This is a genomic window from Gracilibacillus orientalis (assembly GCF_900114645.1).
Taxonomy (GTDB): domain Bacteria; phylum Bacillota; class Bacilli; order Bacillales; family Amphibacillaceae; genus Gracilibacillus; species Gracilibacillus orientalis.
In genome coordinates, this window is the sequence record NZ_FOTR01000005.1 from 50,816 (window position 1) to 75,223 (window position 24,408).

Here is a 24,408-nt window from a genome sequence, read left to right on the forward strand (position 1 = left end):
CCACTGATCATAGTCTTACTTTATTGATCTTAAGAGAGGAGATTTTTAATGGATGCTTTAGATGTAAATAAAATAAGTGTAGGTTATTCGAACAACTTAATTATTAAAGATTTGAGTGTCGCGATTCCAAAACATAAAATCACGACTATTGTCGGACCCAATGGATGCGGGAAATCAACGCTTATCAAAACGATTGTCCGCGTTTTGCAAGTGCAATCTGGAGCTGTTTTCTTAGAAGGAAAAGCTATCCATACATTGGATACCAAAGAGGTTGCCAAGCGTATGGCTGTTTTACCCCAAACAGCACAAGCACCTAGTGGATTAACGGTGTTTGAACTCGTTTCTTATGGTCGTTTTCCTCATCGCAAGCGGATGGGAAGATTAACCCAAAAAGACTATGAATATATTTATTGGGCACTTGATGTAACCGGTTTGAATGATTTGAAAGATCAACCCGCCAATGCTCTTTCGGGAGGTCAGAGACAACGAGTGTGGATAGCAATGGCGTTGTCGCAAGGAACAGACATACTTGTGCTTGATGAACCTACCACTTATTTAGATCTAGCCCATCAATTAGATATTTTATTATTACTACAACGTTTAAATAAAGAAGAAGGCCGAACCATTATTATGGTGCTGCACGATTTAAATCACGCCTCACGTTTTTCTGACTATATGATTGCCATGAGAGATGGAGCAGTGATAACGGAAGGGACACCGAATGAAGTCATGACTTGCGATTACTTGAGGAAAGTTTTTCAGATAAATGCGGACTTAATTTCATGCCCGCACAGTACTAATCCGGTGTGCTTGTCATATCAGCTATGCAAAAATAATTCGGAATGTAAAGTTATCTAGCAGAAACACTTATTATTGGTTTTGCATGTCTCCGTGTATACAAGAAAGGAATAATAAATAGATGGAATGGTCAAATCAACAAATGGATGAAAAAGAACAATTAAGAAAAGTAAAAGAAACGGCACGCCCAACCGTAGGCATATGGATACTATCGGCGGGGACGTTGATGCTGATATTTTCGTTAGTACTGTCGATATCCTTAGGAGCAGCAGATATAGATTTTAAAACGGTATGGGGAACTGTGTTTAATTTCAATCCTGAATTGGTGGAGCATCAAATTATCTGGGAACTGAGGATGCCTCGTGTGATTGGAGCAGCCATTGTTGGAAGTTGCTTTGCGGTATCCGGGGCACTAATGCAAGGGATGACGCGTAACCCTTTAGCTGATTCGGGGTTGCTTGGATTAAATGCTGGAGCAGCTTTTATGCTGGCTTTATGCTTTGCTTTTTTCCCTGGTTTATCTTATACGTACGTAATATTATTTTCCTTTTTAGGAGCAGCTTTAGGAGCGGGGATTGTATATGGTGTTGGTTCATTATCAGAGAACGGATTAACACCGATACGCTTAGTATTGGCAGGAGCAGCGGTTAGTGCTTTGTTAGGTGCACTAAGTGAAGGGATTGCGCTCTATTACGAAATTGGGCAGGATTTAGCTTTCTGGTATGCCGGTGGCGTTTCAGGTACAACTTGGAGTCATTTGAAGGTTGTGACGCCATGGTTGTGCATAGCTATTCTAGGTGCGATCGCCTTGTCACGATCAATTACGATCTTGAGTCTGGGTGAAGAAGTAGCCATAGGGCTTGGTGAGAAAATGGGCCGAGTGAAAATACTAAGTGCTATCATCATCCTTATTTTAGCGGGAGCGGCCGTTTCAGTGGTAGGCGCTGTTAGTTTTGTCGGATTGATCGTTCCGCATCTAGCACGTCGATTAGTAGGTCATGATTACCGGTGGATAATCCCGACTTCTGCATTGCTTGGAGCTTTACTGGTTGTTTTTGCCGATTTATCAGCACGTATCATTAATCCTCCTTATGAAACACCAATCGGAGCATTAATAGCTCTTATAGGTGTACCCTTCTTCTTGTATTTAGCAAGAAAAGGAGGAGGCCAAGTATGACCAGTAAACAGTGGAAAACCAAAAGTCAGCTAAAAAAGGAAAGACAGGTAAAACTAAGTGTTGCTATCCTCCTTATTCTGATTAGCATATGTTTTTTAATCAGTTTAAATACTGGTCATATCCGATTAACACCACAAGAAACGTTTATGACATTAATAGGACAAGGAACAGAACAGCAATCTTTAATCTTATTTGATTTTCGATTGCCACGTATGGTTGTTGCTATATTAGTTGGTGTGGGATTGGCGGTTTCTGGGGCAGTATTACAAGGAGTTGTTCGTAACCCATTAGCTGAGCCGGGCATCATCGGGATCAATGCAGGAGCTGGTCTGGCGGTCATGCTATTCATTTCGTTTTTTTCATCAGCATCAGCCGCTCCTGTTTTTGTAATGCCGATTATAGCGTTTATCGGTGCTGGAGGAGCAGCAGTTCTTATTTATGTTTTGGCATATAAACGTCATGAAGGGATATCACCGATTCGACTTGTGTTAACAGGTGTTGCTATAGCTGCAGGAATTAATGCCTTAATGATCGTATTGACATTAAATCTTGACCCTGAAAATTATCAATTTTTAGCAACATGGTTAGCTGGTAGCATTTGGGGTTCGAATTGGAAGTTTGTACTTGCATTATTACCTTGGCTAATCATATTGATTCCGTTTGTCTACGTCAAAGCATCAGTCCTCAATGTATTAAATCTTGGTGATGAAACAGCCATCGGTCTGGGAGCCCATATGGAGAAAGAAAGACGGATATTATTAGCATCAGCAGTCGGTCTTGCTGCAGCTTGTGTTTCTATTAGCGGTGGTATAGGATTTGTGGGTCTAATTGCCCCTCACTTAACACGACGATTGGTAGGGGATAAGCATGAGTATATTATTCCTATTTCTGCCATGGTTGGTGCATTGCTACTTCTCGCTGCTGATACTCTAGGGCGATGGATGATGCAACCTTCTGAAATTCCAGCAGGTATTATTGTCGCTGTTATTGGTTCGCCATATTTCTTATACTTGCTGGCGAAAACAAAAGATTAGAAATCACTATTTAAATGGGAAAAAGTGAAACAAATAATCAATATATTTTAGGAAAAAAGAGGTGTTATTTGATGATGGAACATAATGAAGAGGTTTATGACGTTACGATCATTGGTGGAGGACCGGCCGGTTTATTTGCAGCATTTTATGCAGGGTTACGTGAAATGAAAGTAAAAGTTATTGAAGCACAGTCCCAATTAGGAGGAAAAGTCCACGTTTACCCACAAAAAATGATATGGGACATCGGAGGTATGACGCCGATTAACGGATCTGGTCTTATTGAACAAATGATAGAACAAGGGCTTACGTTTGAACCGACGATTGAGCTTCAGCAGACCATAACAAAAATGAATAAATTAGATTCCCATATTTTTGAATTAGAAACCGATCAACAAAAGATACATTACTCTAAAACTGTCATCATGGCAGTAGGTGCAGGAGTTATTGATCCGATTAAGCTCGATGCCGAAAATGCTTCATTATATGAAAATAGCAACTTATATTATAGCGTGAAATCCATAGCAGATTTTAAAGATAAGACTGTTCTCATATCAGGTGGAGGCTCATCTGCTGTTGATTGGGCAAATGAGCTAGCCCCAGTTGCTAAACAAGTGATATTAATCTATCGAGGAGACGACTTCAAGGCACATGAGTCAGATGTTTCAAAGTTAGCAAGAAATAATGTGGAATACCGTACTCACACAGAGATAACAGCATTACTAGGCGATGATTCGATTAATGAAGTGAAAACACTTAATAACCAAACAAACAAGACGGATACTCTTTCTGTTGATGCCGTTCTTGTTAATCATGGCTATAATCGTAATCACCAATTAATGACGGAAAGCGGCCTGCAAATTGAATTGAAAGATAATTATTTTATTCAGGGGAATGTACTAGGAGAATCGAATATTCCAGGATTATATGGCGCTGGTGATATTCTGTCTCATGAAGGAAAGTTACACCTTATAGCGGGAGCCTTTCAAGATGCTGCTAATGTAGTTAACTGTGCGAAGCGCTATTTAGATCCTGAAGCACAAAAAGTGGCATTGGTGTCTTCTCATAATGCCCGTTTCAAAGAAAAAAATAAAGAGTATTTATATACGAAATAGCAAGGAAACCTGACTATTTTTCTAAAGAAAGGATTATAATATATGAAAATTAAACATTATTTTTTAATGATCGTTTTTACCTCTGTTGTCTTTGTCGTTAGTGCTTGTGGTAGTGAGTCTAGTTCTTCCCAAGCAGAAAATACAGCGGAGTCTACAGATACTGTTACATATGAATCAGAGACTGGTCCAGTAGAAATTCCTGCTAATCCACAGCGAATTGTTGCTTTGACTAATGCACCAAACGTACATGCGTTGGATGGTGAGTTGGTAGGTGTTGATCAGTGGACAAAGTCCAGTCCACTTTTTACGGATGAATTGGCAGACGAAGCAGTCGTCTCTGAAAATGAGCCGGAGAGTATTATGGCAGAAGATCCTGATCTTATCATTGCTGGATCGCACATGGAGAATCTAGAGGAACTGGAGAAAATTGCACCTACTGTAATTTATACATGGGGTAAACTCGATTACCTGTCCCAGCAAGTAGAAATTGGAAAGTTGTTAAATAAAGAAGAAGAAGCACAGGAATGGGTCGATGATTTCGAACAACGCACAGCAAAAATCGGTGAAGAGATCAAAGCAGAGTACGGAGAAGATGTTACGGTGACAGTGTTTGAAGTAGATGCAAAAAACTTCTATGTATTCGGTGATAATTGGGCGCGAGGTACAGAAATCTTATATCAAGCAATGGATCTAAACATGCCTGAAAAAGTAAGTGAAGATGCATTAGAAGAAGGATACCACACGTTGTCATTAGAAGCCCTTCCGGAATATGCGGGTGATTTTATCGTCGTTAGTAAAAAATCGTCCGAGGATAATGAATTCATGGAGAGTGATATTTGGAACAATATTCCGGCAGTTAAGAACAACCGTGTTATCGAAATTGATCAGGAAGCATCTTCGTATAGTGACCCGATCACACTTGATTATTTAACAGAAATCTTTGAAGAAGGTTTTCTGGGACAACAATAGAAAATTGTTTTATGAATATGAGGCTGTATTTTAAAAAGGTGAGAGACTTTTTAAGATGCAGTTTTTTATGGTTAAGTGGATAAGTTCTAAAATCAAGCAGAATTTATGAAAATCTTAACATCCCCCCAAGGACGACAGGACGAAAGAAATTTAAAGAACAAATCTAAATGGAAAACTATGAGATTTGTCACAAAAAAAGAAATAACCGACAAATCTAAGTGAAATAGGGAGGGATTTGTCACAAAAAAAGATATAACTGACAAATCTAAGGGGAATATCAATAGATTTGTCATAAAAAGCATGCTAATCCACAATTCGTCCAATACCACGTTGATCTTATCCTTCATTTGTGGAAAGGGAAGGGATTATACAAGCGACAAATCGTAATCATTATTATTTACAATGCATAAAAATGCTTTATAATATCATGTATTACGTAATCATTACGATTTAAAAATGATTTTTATATAGAGGGTAATTATTAAATAATAGAGAGGAGTAGCTTAAATGGCTAAAAAGTCTAAAATTGCAAAAGAAAAAAAGCGCCAGAAAATGGTTGAACAATACGCTGTCTTGAGGAAAGAGCTCAAAGCAAAAGGTGATTATGAAGCACTTCGTAAATTGCCACGAGACTCTTCTCCAACTCGCTTAAAAAATCGTTGCGAAAGTACTGGCAGACCACGAGGCTATATGCGAAAGTTCAACATGTCGCGTATAGCCTTTAGAGAATATGCACATAAAGGACAAATACCAGGTGTGAAAAAGTCCAGTTGGTAATTGGCGTTTAGGTGGTTATAGTGTTAGATAAATAAACCGATTAGCAGGGGCATAACATCATGTTTTGTCCCAGTATTTACGTACATTACTTACATCTTAGAATTTAATTTATTTTTTAAATCCTTGACATAATGTTGTCAGGGTACTCCTGTATAATGGTCTTTAGATTATATAATGATAGCTAACTTTACAGGAGTGGTTAATTATGGTTGACAAGCAATTTATTAAACTTTTCGGATTGAATGAAAATAACTTGAAAAATGTAACACTAACTATTCCAAAAAAGAAAATAACTGTATTTACGGGTGTTTCTGGATCTGGCAAATCATCAATCGTATTCGACACAATAAGCAAGGAAGCTCAGCGCCAGTTGAATCAAACATTTACGACGTATATTCAACATCGATTACCAACATATAGCCAGCCAGACGCATTGTCCATTGAGAATCTTTCCCCCGCAGTGGTCATTAGCCAGAAACGTTTAGGAGGAAATTCACGTTCAACACTAGGTACAGTCGCTGATATTAATTCATTGTTGCGCCTATTATTTTCTCGTATTGGAAAGCCTTTTATTGGCGAATCAGATGTCTTTTCTTTCAACAATCCAAAAGGGATGTGTCCAAAGTGTCAGGGGATAGGACGAAGTATAGAGCCGAATATAGAGAAGTTATTTGATAAGGCGAAATCGCTAAATGAAGGAGCCATTTTGTTTTCCACTTTCGCTGCGGGAACTTGGTATTGGCAGAAACATTTGATTTCAGGGATATTCGATTCAAAGAAAAAGCTAATAAATTACACGGATACAGAGTGGGAAACGTTATTACATGGAAAGGACAAGAAAATCAAACTGCCCTTGAAAAATGAACCTGTTAAGTATTTTGAAGGAGTTGTAGATAGGTTTAAGCGTGTGTACTTAAAAAAAGAAACCAACCAATTACCAGATAATATTAAGAATTTTATAACCTTAAAACATTGTTCTGTATGTAATGGAACTCGGTTAAATCAAGAAGTATTAAAGTGTGAAATTGATGGTTACAACATTGCTCAATGGGCAGCTATGGAAGTAAGTGAATTGGTAAAGTTAATAGAAATGATAAAGGATCCAATTGCAAAACCGATTATTTCAAATATTGCGAGTCGCTTACAATCTCTCGTGAACATGGGGCTCGATTATCTTACGCTGAACCGTGAAACATCAACTTTGTCTGGGGGTGAATCGCAACGTGTAAAAATGGTACGTCATCTTAATAGCAGTCTGACGGATATGATGTATATTTTTGATGAACCTAGTATCGGACTGCACCCTCGTGATATAAATAGCCTCAATCGAATGTTGCAAAAACTCCGAGACAAAGGAAACACTGTAGTCGTGGTTGAACACGACAAGGATGTTATTGAATTCGCTGATCATGTTGTGGATGTTGGGCCACAGGCAGGTACTAACGGTGGTGAAATTGTTTATGAAGGAAGTATTCTAGGGTTATATGATGCGGATACGCTAACTGGAAGATATATGAAATATAATCAACTATTAAAAAGGAAAATCCGTGAATTTAACGGCTCTCTCTCTATTGTCAAAGCAACAAAACATAACTTAAAGAACGTGACAGTCCATATACCATGCGGTGTTCTTACTGTAATTACTGGTGTAGCTGGATCAGGGAAAAGTACATTGATTTTTGATGAGTTTTTGACACAGCATCCAGATACCATTGTTATCGACCAAAAGTCTGTGAGTACTTCAATTCGGTCAAATCCAGCAACTTATACGGGCATTATGGATCCAATTCGAGATTCCTTTGCTCGTGCCAACAAGGTAAGTAAATCATTTTTTAGTTTTAATTCTCAGGGGGCTTGTCCAGAGTGCCATGGCAATGGATTTATTTATACGGATCTTGCATTTCTTGAGAGTGTTAGAGACACTTGTGAAACGTGTAATGGTAAGCGGTTCAAAGATGAAGTTCTTCAGTATAAGTTAGATGGAAAATCCATTTCAGATGTTTTAGACATGACAGTATTAGAGTCACTTTCATTTTTTCGAAGGAAGGAAGTAATTCATACTTTAAAAGCATTATCGGAAGTAGGGCTAGACTACATGACATTAGGTCAACCATTGAGTACATTATCAGGTGGTGAATGTCAAAGAATTAAATTAGCCAGTGAGCTACATCGATCTGGTAACACTTATGTGCTTGATGAGCCGACGACTGGACTTCACATGTCGGAGGTTGAACATTTATTAGCCATTCTAAATCGTTTAGTTGATAACGGTAGTACTGTCATTGTGATTGAACACAATCTAGATATGATGAAACAAGCAGACTGGATTATTGATCTTGGACCTAGTGGCGGAAAAAGGGGAGGGGAAATCTTGTTCACGGGTACGCCACACGATTTAGTAGCAAGGAGCAACTCTCTAACCGCACATTATCTAAGAAATGATATACAGGAGGTCTTACCTTGAAAATTGATCGGTTATTAGGGATCATTATGTTACTGATTCATAGGAAAAGAATGAAGGCAGTTGAATTATCGAGATACTTTGAGGTATCGGAGAGAACTATATATAGAGATATGGAATCCCTTAATAGTGCGGGGATTCCTATCTTATCGCTTCCTGGCCAAGAAGGCGGTTATGAATTAATGGATGGGTTCTTATTGGATAAAAAGTATCTAACTTTGGACGAGCTACTTTCCATTCAATGGGCTTTGTCAAGCATTGAAAAGGCTACTGGATTTGAGGACATCAATGAATTAATTACGAAGATTAACCAATTAATTGACCCCGAAACTACACAAGATAAAAATATCCAATTACATTTATCCGATTCAAATCATATTCAAACCATATATAAAGCGATTCAAAACTGTAAAGTGATAGGGATTCGCTATGTAAATTATACTGGAACTGAAACAAAGAGATCGATTGAACCTATGGGAATTTTTTTAAGTGATTATCACTGGTACACTTGGGCTTATTGTTTATTGCGAAATGAACCCAGAGTATTTAAACTGACCCGTATAGTTGAAACGTATAACACAAATCGCTATTTTATCAGACGTCCCTATACAATTGAAGATATATACGAGAATAGTGATAAGAAATCAGGAAGTGACATAAGGCCATTCACTGTTTGCCTCCGGTTTAGCCAAGAGGCTAGAGCACAAGTATTAGATAATTTCCGGGAGGACGAGATAGTGGATTCTCTAGACGGGACAATAACTGTAGAGAAAAATTATTACTCCAATGATCGAGCTATAAGTCAGATTATGAGTTTCGGAAATAAAGTCCGTATTGTTTATCCTAAAGAGCTAATTCCAAAGTTTATTAAATGTTTAAATGATATAAAAAAATTATATAAAGATTCAGAAGAGGTGTAAATGATGGAGATTTTTGGTTTTCCAATCGATTCAGCAGGAAGATGTAAACATTATTACGGAGAAAATGATATAGTTTCCATTAAGTTTACATGCTGTAACAGATATTTCCCCTGTTATAAATGTCATGATGAAAGCACCGACCATGAGCGACAATTATGGCAAAAAGAAGATTTTCAAGAAAAAGCCATACTTTGTGGAAACTGTTTCAATGAACTAACAATAGATGCCTATATTCATTATCAGCAATGTGATAATTGTAATGCCACATTTAACCCTAATTGTGCCAAGCACTATAGTAAGTATTTTGAAATATAAAAATGTTTACATTTAATGAATAGTGAACTATAATAACTTTAATAAACTGATCGGTCAGTTTATTAATTGAATCAATATTAGTAAGGTGGTGTACTTATGGCTAGACCTGTTGGGCAAGGTATCCAAACAAAGAAATTAATTTCCGATAAAGCGAAAGTTCTTTTTGAACAGAAAGGTTATACAGCAACTTCCATGGAGGATATACGTTCCTTTTCACAGATTAGTAAAGGAAGTATTTATTATCACTTTAAAAGTAAGGAGGAATTGTTTCTCTATACGGTGGAAGAGGCCTCTAAAGAATGGAGAGGAAAGTGGGAAGATCAGGCTAATAATGTTAGCACAGCGAAAGAAAAATTATACTTATTAGGACGTTTCTACGCTTCAGACATGCAAAGTCCATTATCCAAAACAGTTTCAGAATATATTGGTTCGGAAAATCTAGATAATATGATGATAGAAAACATTAGCCAACTTATCCAACCAGAGTACAACGTATTTCTCCAAATAATTGAGGAAGGAATGCGAACTAAGGAATTCAAGACGTCCAAAACCGCTGAAGATTTAGCATATATTCTTTATAGTACGCTTACCGGAATGAGCATTACCCAGTTTTTAGGTTATGATGAAGAAAAATTCTACAAGCTTTATAATGCTGCAATTGAAGTATTGCTATATGGAATTATTGAAAGATAACTTCTTAATTGGAAGTTATTTTTTGAACAATTATTAAACTGAACGTTCAGTTTAATAATTAGCTGTTTTCATAAAATCTTATTGTAAAGGAGAAGGTGTATATGTTTTTATTACCTAGATCTCAATATTTTAAGGTTAAACCATTATTTAAGTCATTTCATCACCAAATTATCATTCATTCTGTTTTGGAAGGAAATACTAGTGGCGACATTTTTGTTGATGATATAAATGATCCTAAATCGGTGGTGTTATATGGAATAAACTTCGAAGTGCTTGTTGCGGGGGAAACGCAAAACAAGGAGTTTAATAAAAAACTCTACCAGTTGATCATAAATGAATTTTTACCTAATATAAGAAAAAAAGGTCTTCCCATCATAAATTTGTATTATGACAGTGAACAATGGAAACAAGTACTTGAGCTAGAGATTATCGACCAAATCGAATCCACAACTGTAAACAAAAGGTTTTATACTCTGGATGAAACTAAGGGTTTCCAATCTCAAAAGCCTCTTCAGGATAATGCAGCCATTAAGCCTGTTAATGAGCAGCTTTTAAGAGATTCCTCATTGAAAAACCTTGATTTGGTGACCCAATGGATACATGTAGCTTGGCCATCTGTAGATCATTTTTTAAACAAAGGAATTGGGTATTGTGTCGTTGAATCCGATACTATAGCCAGTTGGTGCTTATCACTGTTTGCGACAAATAATCAGTGTGAATTAGGGTTAATGACCGATGAAGCTTATCGAAAAAAGGGCTATGCTAAGGCTGTAGCTTTAGCATGTGTAAACTTTTGTGTTGATCATAATAAAAAACCTGTTTGGAACTGTGATGATGAAAACACTGGCTCCATTCTGGTTGCTGAATCAGTCCGATTACAAAAAGTGTTAAATTATAATGTGTTTCAACTTAAAGCATAACCATTCACTGTACCTACTTATATAAATACTGTTCTTTATTTTCCTGTGAAGATATTCCGTAGTGGGAAAAGTATTTATCTAAACCCACCTCTTTTACTTCAAAAGACAATGAAACTGAAATGGAAAAGAAGGCGATAGTGTTTATTCAAGAAGCTGGAGATACAATGGTTCAGATAATTTCTAGAGAGTGTAGTGAGGGTATTGTAGGCTTGTATTAAAGATGAGGTTATACCAATGATTATTTGTAATTCATTGATATAGCCTCATTGTTTCTATTTTGTTTTAAACTTTTTTCTAACCTTTCATAAATCCACCTTCAGAGTGTATAATCTGCCCGGTTATCCATTCAGATTCATCACTAACGAGAAATTTAATGATACGTGCCACATCATCTGGTGTACCAATTCGTCCCATTGGAAATTTAGGTAAAAGTGATTTTCTTATTTCATCCGTCATCCAAGTTGAATCAGTTGGACCTGGGTTTACGGCGTTAACCGTAATTCCTAATGGGGCAAGTTCTTGTGACAAGGATCTAGTAAAGCTTGAAATGGCCCCTTTAGTCGCTATATAGGCTAACTCTCCAGTCATAGGACCTAAATCTTGCCCAGAGGTCATATTGATTATTCTACCTGCATCTAAATTAGTTTTTTCAAAAAGGCGAGCAAATTGAACACAAAGGAGAAAAGTTGATCTCATATTGACCACATAATGCTCATCAAGCGTTTTGGCATTTAACTCTACATATCCACCTCTTGTGGAATGCGCTGCATTATTGATCAATATAGATGGTAAATCTAACTTTTGGGTAACTGTATCGAGTATTTCAAAGGCCGCATCAGAATCAGACAGATCTATTTGCAAGTTTTCACAGCGAACACCCATTTTTCTAATCTCTTGTTGAAACTTCTCTATCCAATCAGCATTTGATTTCCAGTGCGTAAAAAAAATATCAATACCCTCAGCTGCTAGCTTGCGACAAATAGCGGTTCCCATATCTTTGTCACTACTGGCCCCTGTAATTAATGCAATTTTATTTTGACGATCATTCATTTTAATTTACCCCCGATATATAGGGACACTTGATAAAAGGGGAATAGAGATGTATCTGTCTCCAAAAAACAAAAGCAGACCCAAATAGGATCTGCCTAGTCAAAGGATATTTATACCTCCATACCACGCATCCCTGTAATGATAATTATTCAAACAAATAGACGTACTTATCCCGTTAATGTTATGGGTAAGCAGTTATTTATTTTGATGAATTATGCATTACAAGATTGGACACATATAGAAGAATTCTCCTTTCGATACATCTCTAATTTTATGTTATTTCATTTTTTGTTAAAAAACAATCCTTTTTTATAACGATGTTAATTGTCCGTAAAATCCCCACTGATAGAAGTCTCACTTTTAATTATTGATATTAAAATCCGGTAAAGTCTCAAAATTCTTCGGTAAATCAACTAAATATAAATTTCCGTAGCCATTTTTGTCACTGGTAAATAATAACTGGCTACCGTCCGGGCTAAATCTGGGATGGGCGTGTACTTTTTGAACATGAAAACTGCAACGGTGTTCACACAACATTTTAGGGTTAGAGAACTCCCCATTAACCTGATCCCAGACAATTAATTTATCAAGTGGAGCTCTTCCGTCTATTACTACTCTAGAAAATCCGTGAGAATGGGCATGCCAATTGCGAAAAGAAAACTCTACCTCCTCCATGTTTTTATTGTTGTAGTGGATTTTCCCAAAAAAGGCTGTGCCATCCGCTCGAAAACCATGATATCCAATGTTTTCCCCATCTGGAAACCAGTATTCATGTCCGACCATTTCATAAGGTTCTTTTCGCTCACGAATCTTCCATGTCTCTTGGGTATTTAAATTAAGCCCCCATATTCGGTGATCGACAAGTTGCCACGGCCCTTCATGACAGAATGTGATCAGGTTTTTATGTTTTGGTGACGTATTTATGTGAGTGGTAAAATTATGATCTTCGTAAACTACGGTTGCGTCTCCATCTTCAATGTTTATTTTTAGAATTTGAGAGTATGGTTTTGCTTCCATTAATTCACGATGACCCACATAACCATTCTTTAAATCAATTGGAAATTTGTTTTTAAAATCCTCATGTAAGCATGTAATAATAAATTTGCCATCCGCAGTACAGTTAATATTACCTCCAACAAGGGATTTATCTCCTTCAAAGATTACTCTTTCTTTCAATGTGATTAAATCAATCTCGATAATTTGATGTTCTTTTCTGAAGTAGGCCGTTTGTTCAGTTGGATGTAAACACGCAGATAAACTGCCATACGTCGTATCATGATCAGTCAACTGTACAATTTCTCCGGAGGAAATATTAAGACTGAATAAATTTGTTTTATTTTCCCTATCGGAGCAAAATAATATCTTATTGCCGTTATCATACCAACCGTTTTCCGTAAAATACAGATGATGACTGTGTCCTGTGTAATCAGTTAATTGTGTTATGGTTACTCCTGAAAATCGATCTTCGAAGCTTTTCCGTTCTGCTGGCCATATTGTACTTTTGGACATAGAATTCCAACCCTTTCTTTTTCAAAGATTTACCTGCATAGGTATTTCATCGTCTAAATGTAATCGTATTCATTTTGTTGTTCAAAAAGAAGTATTTGTAGTAACTTTATTGTAAGCTATCCTGTTGGTTTACTCAAAGCATTTGGTAGACAACTTATGGTTCTTATACAAGTATTACTTTTCTTGCAGGTTTACTCAGTTTTGAATTTTAGTTTGATAGTTTCCGATAAGAAAGCATAAAATTGGAGGGAGCATATGAATAGGATAGAATTCATTCGCAATGAAGAAAAGCAGTATCATGAATATTGTTATGATAATTACAAATTATTTGAAAAGGGTTCCTGGTTATATAAACCTGTTAAGACAGTAATGGAATTAATACCTTTATTGGAAGATAAAGATCATCTTAATGTTTTGGATTTAGGTGCCGGTATAGGGAGAAATAGTATTCCTATCGCGGAAAAAATTAAAGGTAAGGGTGGAAAAGTTGTCTGTGTTGATTTACTGGATTCAGCTATTGATAAATTAATAGAATACAGTAAGAAATTTGATGTGGAAGATATAATTGAAACAGAAAAGGCTGATATAGGAGAGTATTCAATACAAGATGATGAATATAATTTGATTGTTGCAGTATCTAGCCTGGAACATGTTAATTCGGACAATGCCCTTGAAGATACAATTAATCGGATGGTTAAAGGCACCAAAAAAGGTGGTATTAACTGTATTATCATAAATTCAGAAGTAGAAGAACTGGAAATAGAAACAAATAAGCAGTTAGAAGCACTCATGGAGATCAATATTCCAACAGACGAAATGATAAATAAATTAAATAACATTTATAATGGTTGGAAGGTCATCAATCAGTTAGTCAAACCGTTGGAATACCAAATTATACGTAATGGAAAACCTGTTTTATTAAAATCGAATGCGATAACATTTGTGGCAAAGAAGGATTAGTATTTTTGAGGTATTCAAAATACAGTATCAATACCTACCTTTCTCAAAATTAAAGTGAGGTGAAATGAATGCTTTTGAAATTCATAGTGTATTCAAAAGACAATAAAAGTTTGTTACTTAATCAACTAAACCAAAAGTTTTTTTTACCTGCTTTTGAATTTGATACTTTTCATATAGCGGTCACATCGACTATTAATCATTTCTTTATGGAAGAATTCAAATTAAAAACAAACGTACTACGATGCAATTACCAAGAATTGCGTATTTATGAATTAGAAGCATTGGATGATTTAAAAAACAATAATAAATATGTTTGGATAAAAATATCATCTATTCCATCACTAAAAGATCAAGTTTCCGACGATAAAAAGGAGCTATTACTTAACGTGTTGAATAATACATTTAATCGTTCTGTATCATGGTTTGAACCTGGTCGGCAAAAGGAAATGAGATATTGGGTTGAGCAAAAAGTATTTAAAAATGGAAGTCTTACATTAATACAAATGAGAAGCTGGGAACGAGCAGCATTATTTAAGGTTAAAACTAGTAAAACAAACTATTATTTTAAAGCAGTACCAAAAACTTTTGCACATGAAGCACTTGTTCATAGATATATATCGGGACAATACCCTTCATATGTCCCCGAAATCATAGCAATAAATGAAAACAGAAATTGGTATATAATGAGCGAAATTCAAGGTGATCTTCTTGGAAAGTCTAAAGAGATTGAGCACTGGCAAAAAGCTGTCCATAGAATAATTGATATTCAAAAAAATTCTTATATACATAAAAAAAGGCTTCAAAAATTAGGATGTCCAGAAAGGCCTTTGGTAGAGGTGCTGAACAATTATTTAGAGCAATCTCTGGAGGGATTAGTCGATAGTAATTATATTTCCAAAGCTAACTACACTGTTTTGAAACAGAGTATACCTTCTATGTTGTCCCTTGTTCATCAATTAGATGACTCGTATTTACCAAAGGCTTTAGATCATGGTGATTTGTTTGGCGGAAATATCATCGTCCAAAATGGGCAACCAATTATATATGACTGGTCGGATAGTTCATTAACACATCCATTTCTAAGTGTCGTGGTAATATTAGAAGAAATAAGTGAAATATTTTCAAACAATCAGAGCAATAGTTTGTTAGAAAGCTATATTAAAGAATGGGAAGAATTTGATACATTTGAACATTTACTTAATGAATATCGGATTATTAGAATATTGGCTCCATTATACTATTTGACGGTTTATCAGCAATTTATATTTCCAAACTTCGCTGACAATGTAGATAAACAATGGGTAGTTAACGATTATGTAGATCAATGGTTGAATCATATATTTAGATTGTCAGCATTTGATTAGTTATTACTGTTTCTAATGTGGTATAAGAAAGTTACTGTTAAAGAAAAAATCTGATTTGTAAAATCTATAGGAGCAGGGGTAAGATATATAGATTAAAAAAATCTTTTCATATTAAAAGAGTTATGATTTTAACAACATACAATGCTTGTTCAAAAAAAGATATATAAATGCTAAGGTAGAATATATATAGACGTGAGGAATGACAACAATCATTATTACCTAAGTATCCTTTGATTAAATTCTTAATTCACTAACTATTTGTTAAGCAGAAAAGGAGAGGAGCTAATTCCATTGAAAAGAAATTTTTGGTTCATATCTTTGGGAATGGTTTGGACCGTTATTTTTGCAAGTATGAGTTTCTATTGGGCAATGGGTGGTTTACTTGGTGTTCGATCCCTAGGAGGGGCAATATATGAAATGTCGTTAAATCCTGCTCCCTCGTTTGTTGTTGTAATATGGTTAACTGGTGTATTTAAACTATTTGGTTTTCTTTTGTTACTGATGATTCTTATTAAATGGCATAATATTATAATAACTAAAACCCTTTATTACATGACAAAAATTGCAGGAGTAGCTTTATTTCTATACGGCTTACTCAATTTTATCACGATTACATTAAGTGCGATCAATATTCTAGATTTTGACTTGGATTCCTCTGCAACTTTTTGGAGGTTAGTTTTTTGGGAACCTTTTTGGATGTTTGGCGGTATATGTTACTTTTTTTCAGTTAGGAAGTTATAATGATTGTTGACTGCCAGGCTGCTTAGCAAAGATAAACGTGAAACCCCCACTGATGGAGGTCTCACTTTATAATTTAAACTCCTTTTTTAACAAGCTCGCGACTTCTTCTGCACTTAGTTCAGTATTGTTTATTCTTAGGTGATTTTTTCGTTCAATTTCCCTTGGCTCTGAATTCAATCTGTAGGCATTTAAGGAGTTAAGGAGCTCTTCTTCAGACTGTTGAATATTTCTTTTTGTTGGTTTCTGTTCAAGTCTGTTAGGTGTTTTATTACGTATTACTCTCTGATCGACATCAGCTTCTAACTCAACGAAGTATATTTCAGCATTCTCAGATTCAAATATATGACAGATATTTTTCACAAAATTCCAATCTTCGTCTTCATTAAATGCCCATACATAGGTGAAGATCATTCCATAGTTTTCGCTTTTCGCAAAGGATTTCATTATTTCCTCGCGAAACAGCGTTGATAATCTCCATGTTTCAGTTTCGAATCCGAAGAATGGCTCTAGTAAATCGATGGTCATATGGTTATGTAATAATTTTAATTCTGTTATCTTGGCTAGCTCTTGTCCGACTGTCATTTTTCCAACAGCTTGTGGTCCAAAAATTAAGACGAATTTCATTTTTTTACTCCTTTTTGTTAATCTCCTATATTGCTTCTATCAAAGATAGTATTTCATATTAAAAATGCCGAGAAATTTGTTCCACAACTTGTTGTAAATAAGCTTTCCGATGTGGAACAATATTGTCTAAACTTATGTTTCTATTGATGGTGGTTTTCTGACCGATTTCATTGATTTCAAAACCTTCCACTTTCATTTCATTCTTCTTGTCAAAGCACAAATCAGAAAAATCATTAATCGTTGTCTTTACCATTCCAGAAACTTCTTCTTGTTGTAAGTTGAATTCATCGGTATCTTTTAAGTGGTATAGATATACATTAGCCCATTCCATGTCCAGGAAGTTATTTGTTTCGATGGGGTCTTCTAAAACTCCTAATGATATTAACTCATCAAAATTCACATCTATTCCCATTTCTTCATGTATTTCTCTGACACCATCTGTAACAGTTTCAGTTGAGAGTAAATGACCAGCAGCAGTTATGTCAAAAAGGTTAGGGAAATCTTTTTTTTCATTGCTACGTTGTTGTAAGTAAATATAATTTATGCCATCTTTTTGATCGACGAACCAGCACTGGAATGTTTCATGCCAATATCCGCGTTTGTGCACTTCATCCCTATCTGCGATGCCTAATTCATTTCGTTTGCCATCATAAATTTTTAGTTCTTCGCTCATAGTATATTCCACCTTAATAAAGTTAGATTCCTATCCCTGACTATTATTCTTTCTGTCTATTAGTATTAAGTATATCACAACAAGCCCTAATTATTTCCAGTAGATTACTCAATAGTCTGTTATTAAGCAATGTAAAAAACCCCTAATGACTAGCTTTAAACGATACAGATGATAAAATAGCATCATCATTAAATGAATGAATAAAGCAAACATAGGGGTGAAAAAAAGTGAATAAAAAGGAACTTATTTTGAAACAATTTGAAGCGTGTCATAACAAAGACACTTGGTTTGTATCTTTGAAGACTGCAATAGAGGGGGTTAGTTCTGAACAAGCTTCCTATAAAAGTGAAAGTGCTACACATTCTATATCTGAGATTGTTCATCATTTATATTTCTATAATTTACTTGAATTAAATAGATTTAAAGAAATACCTGATGATGTTAGTGTTGCGGATAATAACGCAACATTTCGTAATGCAAAGGAAGTGAGTTGGAAGTCGCTGGTAAGTGAAATTTTGACAACGATGGAAGACTGGGAATATGAAATTAAATGTTGTGACCAAGATTATTTAGAAAAATATTCAGAAAGTCTTTCATATATAAACTTACACAATGCATATCACATCGGACAAATTTTACAGATAAGGAAACTAATTGGAATGTGGGATAGCAATAATGGAATTAACTATACTTTTTAATAATTATGGTCGAATTTTAAAATGAGCAATGATGCTTATTTTTTCATGATTTTCATTTCCCTCTTATTTTTCGGGGAAATCTAACAATTTTTTAGTTATTTATCAATTTATCTATCAATTTTTTCTAAAAAAAGATATAATATCCTTGAGTAGATTTGAAATAAAGTCATACACATTAGCACAAAAGACCTACATAATTGCACTATTTTCGATTAACGTATTTCTAAGTATGTGTTTTAATCGAACTTTATTTTAAATCAATACTAAAAAATATAATTATCATAAATAGGAGGATATGGAAATTGGCAAATAAAAAAGTGGTAATGTCGGTTACATTAGGTGCAGCAATCGCAGCGGCAATGGTAGGTGCAGACGAAGCAGAAGCAGCATCATATAAAGTTCAGAGTGGAGATTCTTTATGGAAGATTGCGCAAAAATATAATACAAATGTTCAGTCAATAGTCGATATCAATAAACTCACTTCAGATGTCATTTATCCTAATCAAGTTCTAGAAACTGATAAAACTCCTTCAAGTAGTGATGAAAAAAATAAGGATAAAGACAGCAGCCAAGCGGAAAAAACAAGTTCTGCTAAACATACCGTGAAAAGCGGTGACACTTTAAGTGCCATTGCATCCAAACATAATATTTCTCTTAGTAACCTCATGAAATGGAATGATTTAGATACTACATTAATATACCCTGGGAATGTTTTAGTAGTTAAGAAGTCAAACACTAGTAGTAGCTCTAACACAGATAATACTTCCACTTCAAATTCTAAACCTAAAGAAGAAAGTGTGGGGTCTTCCACCGTATACGTTGTAAAATCCGGTGACACGCTTTCCCATATTGGGGCAGAGCATAATGTGACGGTCGCTAAGTTGAAGAAGTGGAATAATCTAAGCACGGATAGAATTAATATTGGTCAAAAATTAAACATCGGGGAAGCAAAAAGTAATGGATCCTCTTCGAAGGATAACAGTTCTAGTAACAAACCCACCGCAGATGTAGATTATAATGTCGACGAGCTTATTGACGTAGCAAAAAGTCTGGAAGGTACTGGTTATGCATGGGCAGGAACAACACCAAGTGGGTTTGATTGCAGTGGATTCATATACTATGTTTATAACGAAGCGGGGATGGATCTTCGTCGTTACTCAAGTTCTTCTTACTATGATCGTTCCCATTATGTGAACAATCCTAAAGTAGGAGATTTAGTATTCTTCGAGGGAACCTATAAATCTGGTATCTCTCATATGGGTATCTATATAGGAGATAATAAGTTTATCCATGCAGGTTCCAGTGGGGTTGTTATCACTAGCTTGGATAATTCTTATTGGAAGAAACACTTTGAAAGTTTTAAACGATTTTATTAAAGGAAAGTACTTGGCAATAAGTTTCTAGTCGATCAACTAATTCTGCAAAAACTGGGGTTAGGCTTATCTATCGAAAAGTTTTATGGAATAAATGAATAGAGTTGAACTGTAAGATACTTAAGAGGCCGTCACCATTACATTGGGACAGCCTCTTAAGTTTATTTAGGTTGGATTGCTACGCTTTTAGTTAACATGCGAATCAATAATAGTCCCACAGCAATTAGAATTAGGGTGCAAAACAGTGCTGCAGGGGTTGAAAGATTAGGGTCAGTGATACCAATAGCATTTATTAATGGGTGTGATATATCTCCTTGCCATAATAAATCAGTTAATGAAAAATACAATAAAGCGATCAGGATAAATACGAAACATCCCCAGCCACCGAGCCGTTGAAAACCTGCGATAATCATCCATCCAGCTATATAGTAACATAATATGATCAAGCTAAAGACAAGTATGGGTATGATCCACATAGATGTTGTATCTAAGAATGCAATATGGGTGTTGCTAGGTGAAAAACCTGTCAATGGCTCAATTAAATGCAGGATACCATTAATGATACTTGCGATGATCATGATAGAAAAGGCTACTCCTGTAGCTGCCATAGCGGATCCGCTAACATAATCTTTACGAGTAATCCCGTTTTGTACATAATGGTTGAAAAAGGCTAGGGCAGAGATAATACCGATAACGAGCATATAAATTTTAGATGGATTAAACATAGTAGACAAAAAATTTAATTCCACTTCTGTTATTTCCTTAAGAACTATAGGAAGAAACAAATAAAACCCTAAAACGGCCGGAATAAACCAGAGTGTCCATTTCATCTGAAAAAGAAATAAATCTGTTGCTACCTTAAACATCGTATTATTTTTCGTGTTCATACTATTCTACCTCCTTTGTTAGGTGAATGAATAATTCCTGCAACGAAACTGGACCGATCTCAAGGCCAAGCTTTTCCGCTTCAAAGAGGTCATTATCGCTTAAATTTCCATATATCATAACGGATTTTGTATTGCCAAGTGTTTGTGTGCTTAATGCATTCCTATTTTTAACGAATGTATCGACAGTTTCTGCTATACCCGTAACAGAAGCACCACGGCTGATAATTTCTTCAAATGATTCATTAACAATGAGTTTCCCCTGATCTAGTATCAGGACATGATCAAACAAATAATCCATTTCAGATACTAGATGAGTCGATAAAATCATAATTCGCGGATGACGTTGCTGTTCCTCGAGAACTTCCTGATAAAATATTTCACGAGTAGGAGCATCCATCGATACATACGCTTCATCAAATATCGTGACAGGATTACGGTGAGCGAGTCCAAGAGTAACATTTAAAGCAGATTGCATCCCACTAGATAAACTTCTAATTGGTTTATCCAATGGCAGTTTGAACCGTGCTGCGAGTTCCTTTGCATACTCTATATCAAAATTTGGTCGGTATTGATTGGCGAATGAAAAATAACTTGTGATAGGTTCGTGTTCATCTTTATAATCCACTTCGAAAATAAAACTTACATAGGGCATGATCTTTTTATTTTCGAACGGTGTCTCCCCACCAATCTGAATTTGGCCTGAAGTAGGCTCCATCAAAGATCCCAATAATGAAAGTAATGTTGTTTTCCCAGCTCCGTTTCTTCCAATTAATCCGTATATTTTGCCGGGTTCAAGTGTAAAAGAAATGTCTTTTAATGCAACAAATTTTTTGTATTCTTTCGTGACATTTTCGAGAAATACATCAAACTTCATCATTTCCACTACCTTTCTTTTTTAGAATTAAGTCAATGATATATTGGTCTGTTAATCCCAGTTTTTTCGCTTCCTGCATCATGGGCATAATATAATCATCTGCAAATTTTTTTTGCCGTTTTTTGAATAACTTCTCTTTCGCTTCAGGTGCCACAAACATTCCTACACCTCTTTTCTTATAAATGATGCCTTCATCCACTAATAAGTTAGTACCTTTAGATATAGTGATGTGATTGACCTTATAAAAATGCACCATATTTGTTGTTGAAGGAATTTGCTCATTCTCCTTTAACTGGTCATTGACGATCTGATCTTCTATTTTTTCTTTTATCTGCATAAATATCGGTTTTTTATCATGAAAATCCTGATTCAACAGCTTTCACCACCCTTTGGTGTAATGGTTGTATAGTTATGTATATAAGTATATGACGGTGGTGGGATAAATGTCAATAGTTAGCAGACCATTTATTTTGCTACTGCTATTGTTAATTAAAAAAGGAATGCGTGTAGGGAATATTGATGAAAGGAGTGTGCTTGGTATAGCGGGGATTTCATGAAAGTGAAACAAAAAAACGGCACCTGGAAAAAGGCGCCGTTTTTTTGTGATAAGGTCATTAATATTGAAAGGACTGGCCACCATCAATAGCGATAACTGTACCGTTGATAAAATTCGCCTGGTTGGATAAAAGGAATGTAGCGAGATAAGCAACTTCTTCCGGTTTACCGAATCGTTTCATTGGATTGACACTGATAAACTCTTTTCCGGCTGCTTCCCAATCGTCTCCACCCATTTGTTTCAATGACTCTTCGACCATATTTGTCATAATTGCACCAGGAGCAATAGCCTTGATACTTACACCATACTGCCCATACTCCACAGCGGAGTTTCGAGTTAGACCAACCACACCGTGTTTACTGGCTGCATAGCCAGATTGATTACCAACACCTCTGATTCCTCCAACTGATGCTGTATTAACAATAGATCCATATCCTTGTTCTTTCATTACTTTTAACACATGTTTCATTCCATAGAATACACCATTTAAGTTAATATCCAATACACGTTGGAATTCCTCAATGCCATAGTCTTCCGTTAAGTTTTGTTTTCCTTCAATACCGGCATTATTGAAGAACCCGTCAATTCTGCCGAATGTATCCATCGTAAATTGAATATAACGGGAAACATCTTCTTCTTTAGCAACATTAGCTTCTGCCAGTTCTACTTTTGTTTGAGGAGCTATTTTTTTAATTTCATCTTGGCTTTCTTCCAAACCTTCTTTGTCCAAATCGACAAGTACAAGTTTGCCGCCTTCTTTTGCTACTTCTAAAGCGGTAGCCCTGCCGAGTCCAGAAGCACCACCAGTAATGACAACCACTTTGTCTTCAAAACGATTCATTAGCCATTCACTCCTTCGTAAGTTGTTGGTATCGATTTACTTCTGACCTGTAAACAGAAAATGCCATATAATTCTCATCCATACTATTCCCATTTTTAGAGAAAAAACACACTTATTCTTTTGCTTTTCCGTTAAATGTCTTATTAAAATAGTCACCCCAATCAGGTTTAGTGCCGTCAGTGTCTGTAAAATCATATTCTTTAGCCAATTCCCAAGAGCTTAAGATTTGTCCAGTTTTTTGAAAAATGCCCCTATCGGATGATAAAGCAGCAATACCTTTTGCAATATAGTAAGGCGATTCTGATGCGATAAAATGAGGTTCAATTTTAGTTGCCTCTTTCCAATTTTCTTCTGTAACACCAAAGTGATCAAGCATAGCCTCTGACCGAAGAAAACCTGGTGTGACAGCAACAGCAGTAATCTGATGTTTCTCTAGATCATGAGCCATTGCTTCTGCAAGATGAATAGCTGATATTTTGGCAAGGCTGTAATATAGATTCCCTCGATAGTCATAATTGACTCCATCTGTAATTTCCACAACCAAACCTTCTCTCTGTTTTATCATTAGGGGGATAGCGTAGTGACTCGTAATGATATGGGAATGCACTGCTTGTGTTTGTATTTTTAAACCATTGTGCAGATTATGTTCCCAGAAAGGTTGGTCCCAATTAGTTAATGGGTCTCCACCCCAAACGTCGTTGACAAGAATGTCAAGCTTACCTTGCTCCATTTCAATTCTTTCAAAAAGCACTTTAACCTCTTGTTCCAAAGTATGATCCACTTTGACAGCTATTCCATTTCCACCTTGTTGATTAACAAGTTCTGCCGTTTCCTCAATCGTTTCAGGTCGTCCCAACGCAGAAGGTTTTCCTCTAACACTTCTACCGGTTACGTATACAGTAGCACCAGCTTTGCCAAGCATGACTGCAATAGCTCGTCCAGCTCCACGTGTAGCTCCAGCTACTACAGCGACTTTCCCTTTTAAAGAATTCATATTGTTTTGTCTCCTTTCTTTGCTTTGAACTAAAGTATATACTACAAATACGACATCCTATGTCATGATTAAAATATATATTTTACGT

The 24,408-nt window shown here is 35.8% G+C and carries 25 protein-coding genes; 16 read left to right on the forward strand and 9 right to left on the reverse strand.

Translation table 11 applies throughout. The features are described from left to right. Positions 1-48 precede the first annotated feature (48 nt). From BM121_RS10700 to BM121_RS10750, 11 genes are all read left to right on the forward strand, one after another. Positions 49-858, forward strand: a complete 810-nt coding sequence (locus BM121_RS10700; protein ID WP_091483632.1) for an ABC transporter ATP-binding protein — start codon at positions 49-51, stop codon at positions 856-858. Between the two features lie 61 nt (positions 859-919). Then, complete coding sequence (locus tag BM121_RS10705; protein ID WP_091483633.1) at positions 920-1,975, forward strand: FecCD family ABC transporter permease; 1,056 nt, start codon at positions 920-922, stop codon at positions 1,973-1,975. Further along, positions 1,972-3,009, forward strand: a complete 1,038-nt coding sequence (locus BM121_RS10710) for a FecCD family ABC transporter permease (protein ID WP_091483634.1) — start codon at positions 1,972-1,974, stop codon at positions 3,007-3,009. Before BM121_RS10705 ends, BM121_RS10710 begins: the two co-directional genes overlap by 4 nt. Positions 3,010-3,083: 74 nt before the next feature. Further along, entirely contained in the window at positions 3,084-4,121 is a 1,038-nt protein-coding gene (locus BM121_RS10715; protein WP_091483826.1) for an NAD(P)/FAD-dependent oxidoreductase, read from the forward strand. A 42-nt stretch (positions 4,122-4,163) separates the two neighbouring features. Continuing rightward, positions 4,164-5,090 carry an iron-hydroxamate ABC transporter substrate-binding protein gene (locus tag BM121_RS10720; protein ID WP_091483635.1) on the forward strand — a complete coding sequence of 309 codons (927 nt, stop codon included), beginning with the start codon at positions 4,164-4,166 and terminating at the stop codon, positions 5,088-5,090. A gap of 507 nt (positions 5,091-5,597) precedes the next feature. Further along, on the forward strand, positions 5,598-5,867 hold the full coding sequence (rpsN, locus tag BM121_RS10725) for a 30S ribosomal protein S14 (RefSeq protein ID WP_091483636.1): 270 nt from the start codon (positions 5,598-5,600) through the stop codon (positions 5,865-5,867). 205 nt (positions 5,868-6,072) lie between these two features. Further along, the gene (locus BM121_RS10730; protein ID WP_091483637.1) at positions 6,073-8,331 is read left to right on the forward strand and encodes an ATP-binding cassette domain-containing protein; all 2,259 of its coding nucleotides are present in this window, start codon (positions 6,073-6,075) and stop codon (positions 8,329-8,331) included. After that, positions 8,328-9,248 (forward strand): helix-turn-helix transcriptional regulator, encoded by a 921-nt coding sequence (locus tag BM121_RS10735; RefSeq protein ID WP_091483638.1) that lies wholly within the window; start codon positions 8,328-8,330, stop codon positions 9,246-9,248. The genes BM121_RS10730 and BM121_RS10735 overlap by 4 nt, the downstream gene beginning before the upstream one ends. Continuing rightward, on the forward strand, positions 9,249-9,563 hold the full coding sequence (locus tag BM121_RS10740) for a CHY zinc finger protein (protein WP_245780784.1): 315 nt from the start codon (positions 9,249-9,251) through the stop codon (positions 9,561-9,563). A gap of 96 nt (positions 9,564-9,659) precedes the next feature. Then, positions 9,660-10,256 (forward strand): TetR/AcrR family transcriptional regulator, encoded by a 597-nt coding sequence (locus BM121_RS10745; protein ID WP_091483639.1) that lies wholly within the window; start codon positions 9,660-9,662, stop codon positions 10,254-10,256. 101 nt (positions 10,257-10,357) lie between these two features. Beyond that, entirely contained in the window at positions 10,358-11,176 is an 819-nt protein-coding gene (locus BM121_RS10750) for a GNAT family N-acetyltransferase (protein ID WP_091483640.1), read from the forward strand. A gap of 294 nt (positions 11,177-11,470) precedes the next feature. Here the strand turns inward: BM121_RS10750 and BM121_RS10755 are convergent, their stop codons facing one another. Continuing rightward, positions 11,471-12,226 carry an SDR family oxidoreductase gene (locus BM121_RS10755; RefSeq protein ID WP_091483641.1) on the reverse strand — a complete coding sequence of 252 codons (756 nt, stop codon included), beginning with the start codon at positions 12,224-12,226 and terminating at the stop codon, positions 11,471-11,473. Positions 12,227-12,586: 360 nt separating this feature from the next. After that, entirely contained in the window at positions 12,587-13,735 is a 1,149-nt protein-coding gene (locus BM121_RS10760) for an oligogalacturonate lyase family protein (protein ID WP_091483642.1), read from the reverse strand. 255 nt (positions 13,736-13,990) lie between these two features. Here BM121_RS10760 and BM121_RS10765 point away from each other — a divergent pair, with 255 nt between their 5' ends. From BM121_RS10765 to BM121_RS10775, 3 genes are all read left to right on the forward strand, one after another. Continuing rightward, complete coding sequence (locus BM121_RS10765; RefSeq protein ID WP_091483643.1) at positions 13,991-14,695, forward strand: class I SAM-dependent methyltransferase; 705 nt, start codon at positions 13,991-13,993, stop codon at positions 14,693-14,695. Between the two features lie 68 nt (positions 14,696-14,763). Continuing rightward, a complete protein-coding gene (locus BM121_RS10770; protein WP_091483644.1) occupies positions 14,764-16,059 on the forward strand; it encodes an aminoglycoside phosphotransferase family protein in 1,296 nt (431 codons plus the stop codon). Positions 16,060-16,350: 291 nt separating this feature from the next. Continuing rightward, complete coding sequence (locus tag BM121_RS10775; RefSeq protein WP_091483645.1) at positions 16,351-16,800, forward strand: DUF3995 domain-containing protein; 450 nt, start codon at positions 16,351-16,353, stop codon at positions 16,798-16,800. A gap of 66 nt (positions 16,801-16,866) precedes the next feature. On the opposite strand, the gene BM121_RS10780 is transcribed toward BM121_RS10775, so the two are convergent. Both BM121_RS10780 and BM121_RS10785 read right to left on the reverse strand, forming a co-directional pair. After that, positions 16,867-17,424 (reverse strand): DEAD/DEAH box helicase family protein, encoded by a 558-nt coding sequence (locus BM121_RS10780; protein WP_091483646.1) that lies wholly within the window; start codon positions 17,422-17,424, stop codon positions 16,867-16,869. Between the two features lie 58 nt (positions 17,425-17,482). Then, complete coding sequence (locus BM121_RS10785; RefSeq protein WP_091483647.1) at positions 17,483-18,097, reverse strand: NUDIX hydrolase; 615 nt, start codon at positions 18,095-18,097, stop codon at positions 17,483-17,485. Between the two features lie 227 nt (positions 18,098-18,324). On the opposite strand from BM121_RS10785, the gene BM121_RS10790 reads away from it, so the two are divergent. Next, positions 18,325-18,795, forward strand: a complete 471-nt coding sequence (locus tag BM121_RS10790; protein WP_091483648.1) for a DinB family protein — start codon at positions 18,325-18,327, stop codon at positions 18,793-18,795. A 302-nt stretch (positions 18,796-19,097) separates the two neighbouring features. Next, a complete protein-coding gene (locus BM121_RS10795) occupies positions 19,098-20,171 on the forward strand; it encodes a C40 family peptidase (protein ID WP_091483649.1) in 1,074 nt (357 codons plus the stop codon). Positions 20,172-20,329: 158 nt separating this feature from the next. Here BM121_RS10795 and BM121_RS10800 read toward each other — a convergent pair whose 3' ends face one another. From BM121_RS10800 to BM121_RS10820, 5 genes are all read right to left on the reverse strand, one after another. After that, positions 20,330-21,055 (reverse strand): hypothetical protein, encoded by a 726-nt coding sequence (locus BM121_RS10800; protein ID WP_091483650.1) that lies wholly within the window; start codon positions 21,053-21,055, stop codon positions 20,330-20,332. A gap of 1 nt (position 21,056) precedes the next feature. After that, positions 21,057-21,929 carry an ATP-binding cassette domain-containing protein gene (locus BM121_RS10805; RefSeq protein WP_091483651.1) on the reverse strand — a complete coding sequence of 291 codons (873 nt, stop codon included), beginning with the start codon at positions 21,927-21,929 and terminating at the stop codon, positions 21,057-21,059. Beyond that, a complete protein-coding gene (locus tag BM121_RS10810) occupies positions 21,919-22,302 on the reverse strand; it encodes a GntR family transcriptional regulator (RefSeq protein WP_091483652.1) in 384 nt (127 codons plus the stop codon). The genes BM121_RS10805 and BM121_RS10810 overlap by 11 nt, the downstream gene beginning before the upstream one ends. Positions 22,303-22,543: 241 nt before the next feature. Beyond that, positions 22,544-23,326, reverse strand: coding sequence for a glucose 1-dehydrogenase (locus BM121_RS10815; protein WP_091483653.1), 783 nt, complete (start codon positions 23,324-23,326; stop codon positions 22,544-22,546). Positions 23,327-23,438: 112 nt separating this feature from the next. Then, positions 23,439-24,320, reverse strand: coding sequence for an SDR family oxidoreductase (locus BM121_RS10820; RefSeq protein WP_091483654.1), 882 nt, complete (start codon positions 24,318-24,320; stop codon positions 23,439-23,441). Between the last annotated feature and the right edge of the window lie 88 nt (positions 24,321-24,408).

Excerpts from the sequence above, each read along its gene's own strand:
- BM121_RS10770 (WP_091483644.1), top strand. The coding sequence starts at position 14,764 with ATGCTTTTGAAATTCATAGTGTATTCAAAAGACAATAAAAGTTTGTTA.
- BM121_RS10715 (WP_091483826.1), top strand. The coding sequence starts at position 3,084 with ATGGAACATAATGAAGAGGTTTATGACGTTACGATCATTGGTGGAGGA.
- BM121_RS10755 (WP_091483641.1), bottom strand. The coding sequence starts at position 12,226 with ATGAATGATCGTCAAAATAAAATTGCATTAATTACAGGGGCCAGTAGT.
- BM121_RS10785 (WP_091483647.1), bottom strand. The coding sequence starts at position 18,097 with ATGAGCGAAGAACTAAAAATTTATGATGGCAAACGAAATGAATTAGGC.
- BM121_RS10815 (WP_091483653.1), bottom strand. The coding sequence starts at position 23,326 with ATGAATCGTTTTGAAGACAAAGTGGTTGTCATTACTGGTGGTGCTTCT.
- BM121_RS10705 (WP_091483633.1), top strand. The coding sequence starts at position 920 with ATGGAATGGTCAAATCAACAAATGGATGAAAAAGAACAATTAAGAAAA.
- BM121_RS10780 (WP_091483646.1), bottom strand. The coding sequence starts at position 17,424 with ATGAAATTCGTCTTAATTTTTGGACCACAAGCTGTTGGAAAAATGACA.
- BM121_RS10820 (WP_091483654.1), bottom strand. The coding sequence starts at position 24,320 with ATGAATTCTTTAAAAGGGAAAGTCGCTGTAGTAGCTGGAGCTACACGT.
- BM121_RS10760 (WP_091483642.1), bottom strand. The coding sequence starts at position 13,735 with ATGTCCAAAAGTACAATATGGCCAGCAGAACGGAAAAGCTTCGAAGAT.
- BM121_RS10800 (WP_091483650.1), bottom strand. The coding sequence starts at position 21,055 with ATGAACACGAAAAATAATACGATGTTTAAGGTAGCAACAGATTTATTT.
- BM121_RS10745 (WP_091483639.1), top strand. The coding sequence starts at position 9,660 with ATGGCTAGACCTGTTGGGCAAGGTATCCAAACAAAGAAATTAATTTCC.
- BM121_RS10700 (WP_091483632.1), top strand. The coding sequence starts at position 49 with ATGGATGCTTTAGATGTAAATAAAATAAGTGTAGGTTATTCGAACAAC.
- BM121_RS10730 (WP_091483637.1), top strand. The coding sequence starts at position 6,073 with ATGGTTGACAAGCAATTTATTAAACTTTTCGGATTGAATGAAAATAAC.
- BM121_RS10765 (WP_091483643.1), top strand. The coding sequence starts at position 13,991 with ATGAATAGGATAGAATTCATTCGCAATGAAGAAAAGCAGTATCATGAA.
- BM121_RS10750 (WP_091483640.1), top strand. The coding sequence starts at position 10,358 with ATGTTTTTATTACCTAGATCTCAATATTTTAAGGTTAAACCATTATTT.
- BM121_RS10720 (WP_091483635.1), top strand. The coding sequence starts at position 4,164 with ATGAAAATTAAACATTATTTTTTAATGATCGTTTTTACCTCTGTTGTC.
- rpsN (WP_091483636.1), top strand. The coding sequence starts at position 5,598 with ATGGCTAAAAAGTCTAAAATTGCAAAAGAAAAAAAGCGCCAGAAAATG.
- BM121_RS10710 (WP_091483634.1), top strand. The coding sequence starts at position 1,972 with ATGACCAGTAAACAGTGGAAAACCAAAAGTCAGCTAAAAAAGGAAAGA.
- BM121_RS10740 (WP_245780784.1), top strand. The coding sequence starts at position 9,249 with ATGATGGAGATTTTTGGTTTTCCAATCGATTCAGCAGGAAGATGTAAA.
- BM121_RS10805 (WP_091483651.1), bottom strand. The coding sequence starts at position 21,929 with ATGAAGTTTGATGTATTTCTCGAAAATGTCACGAAAGAATACAAAAAA.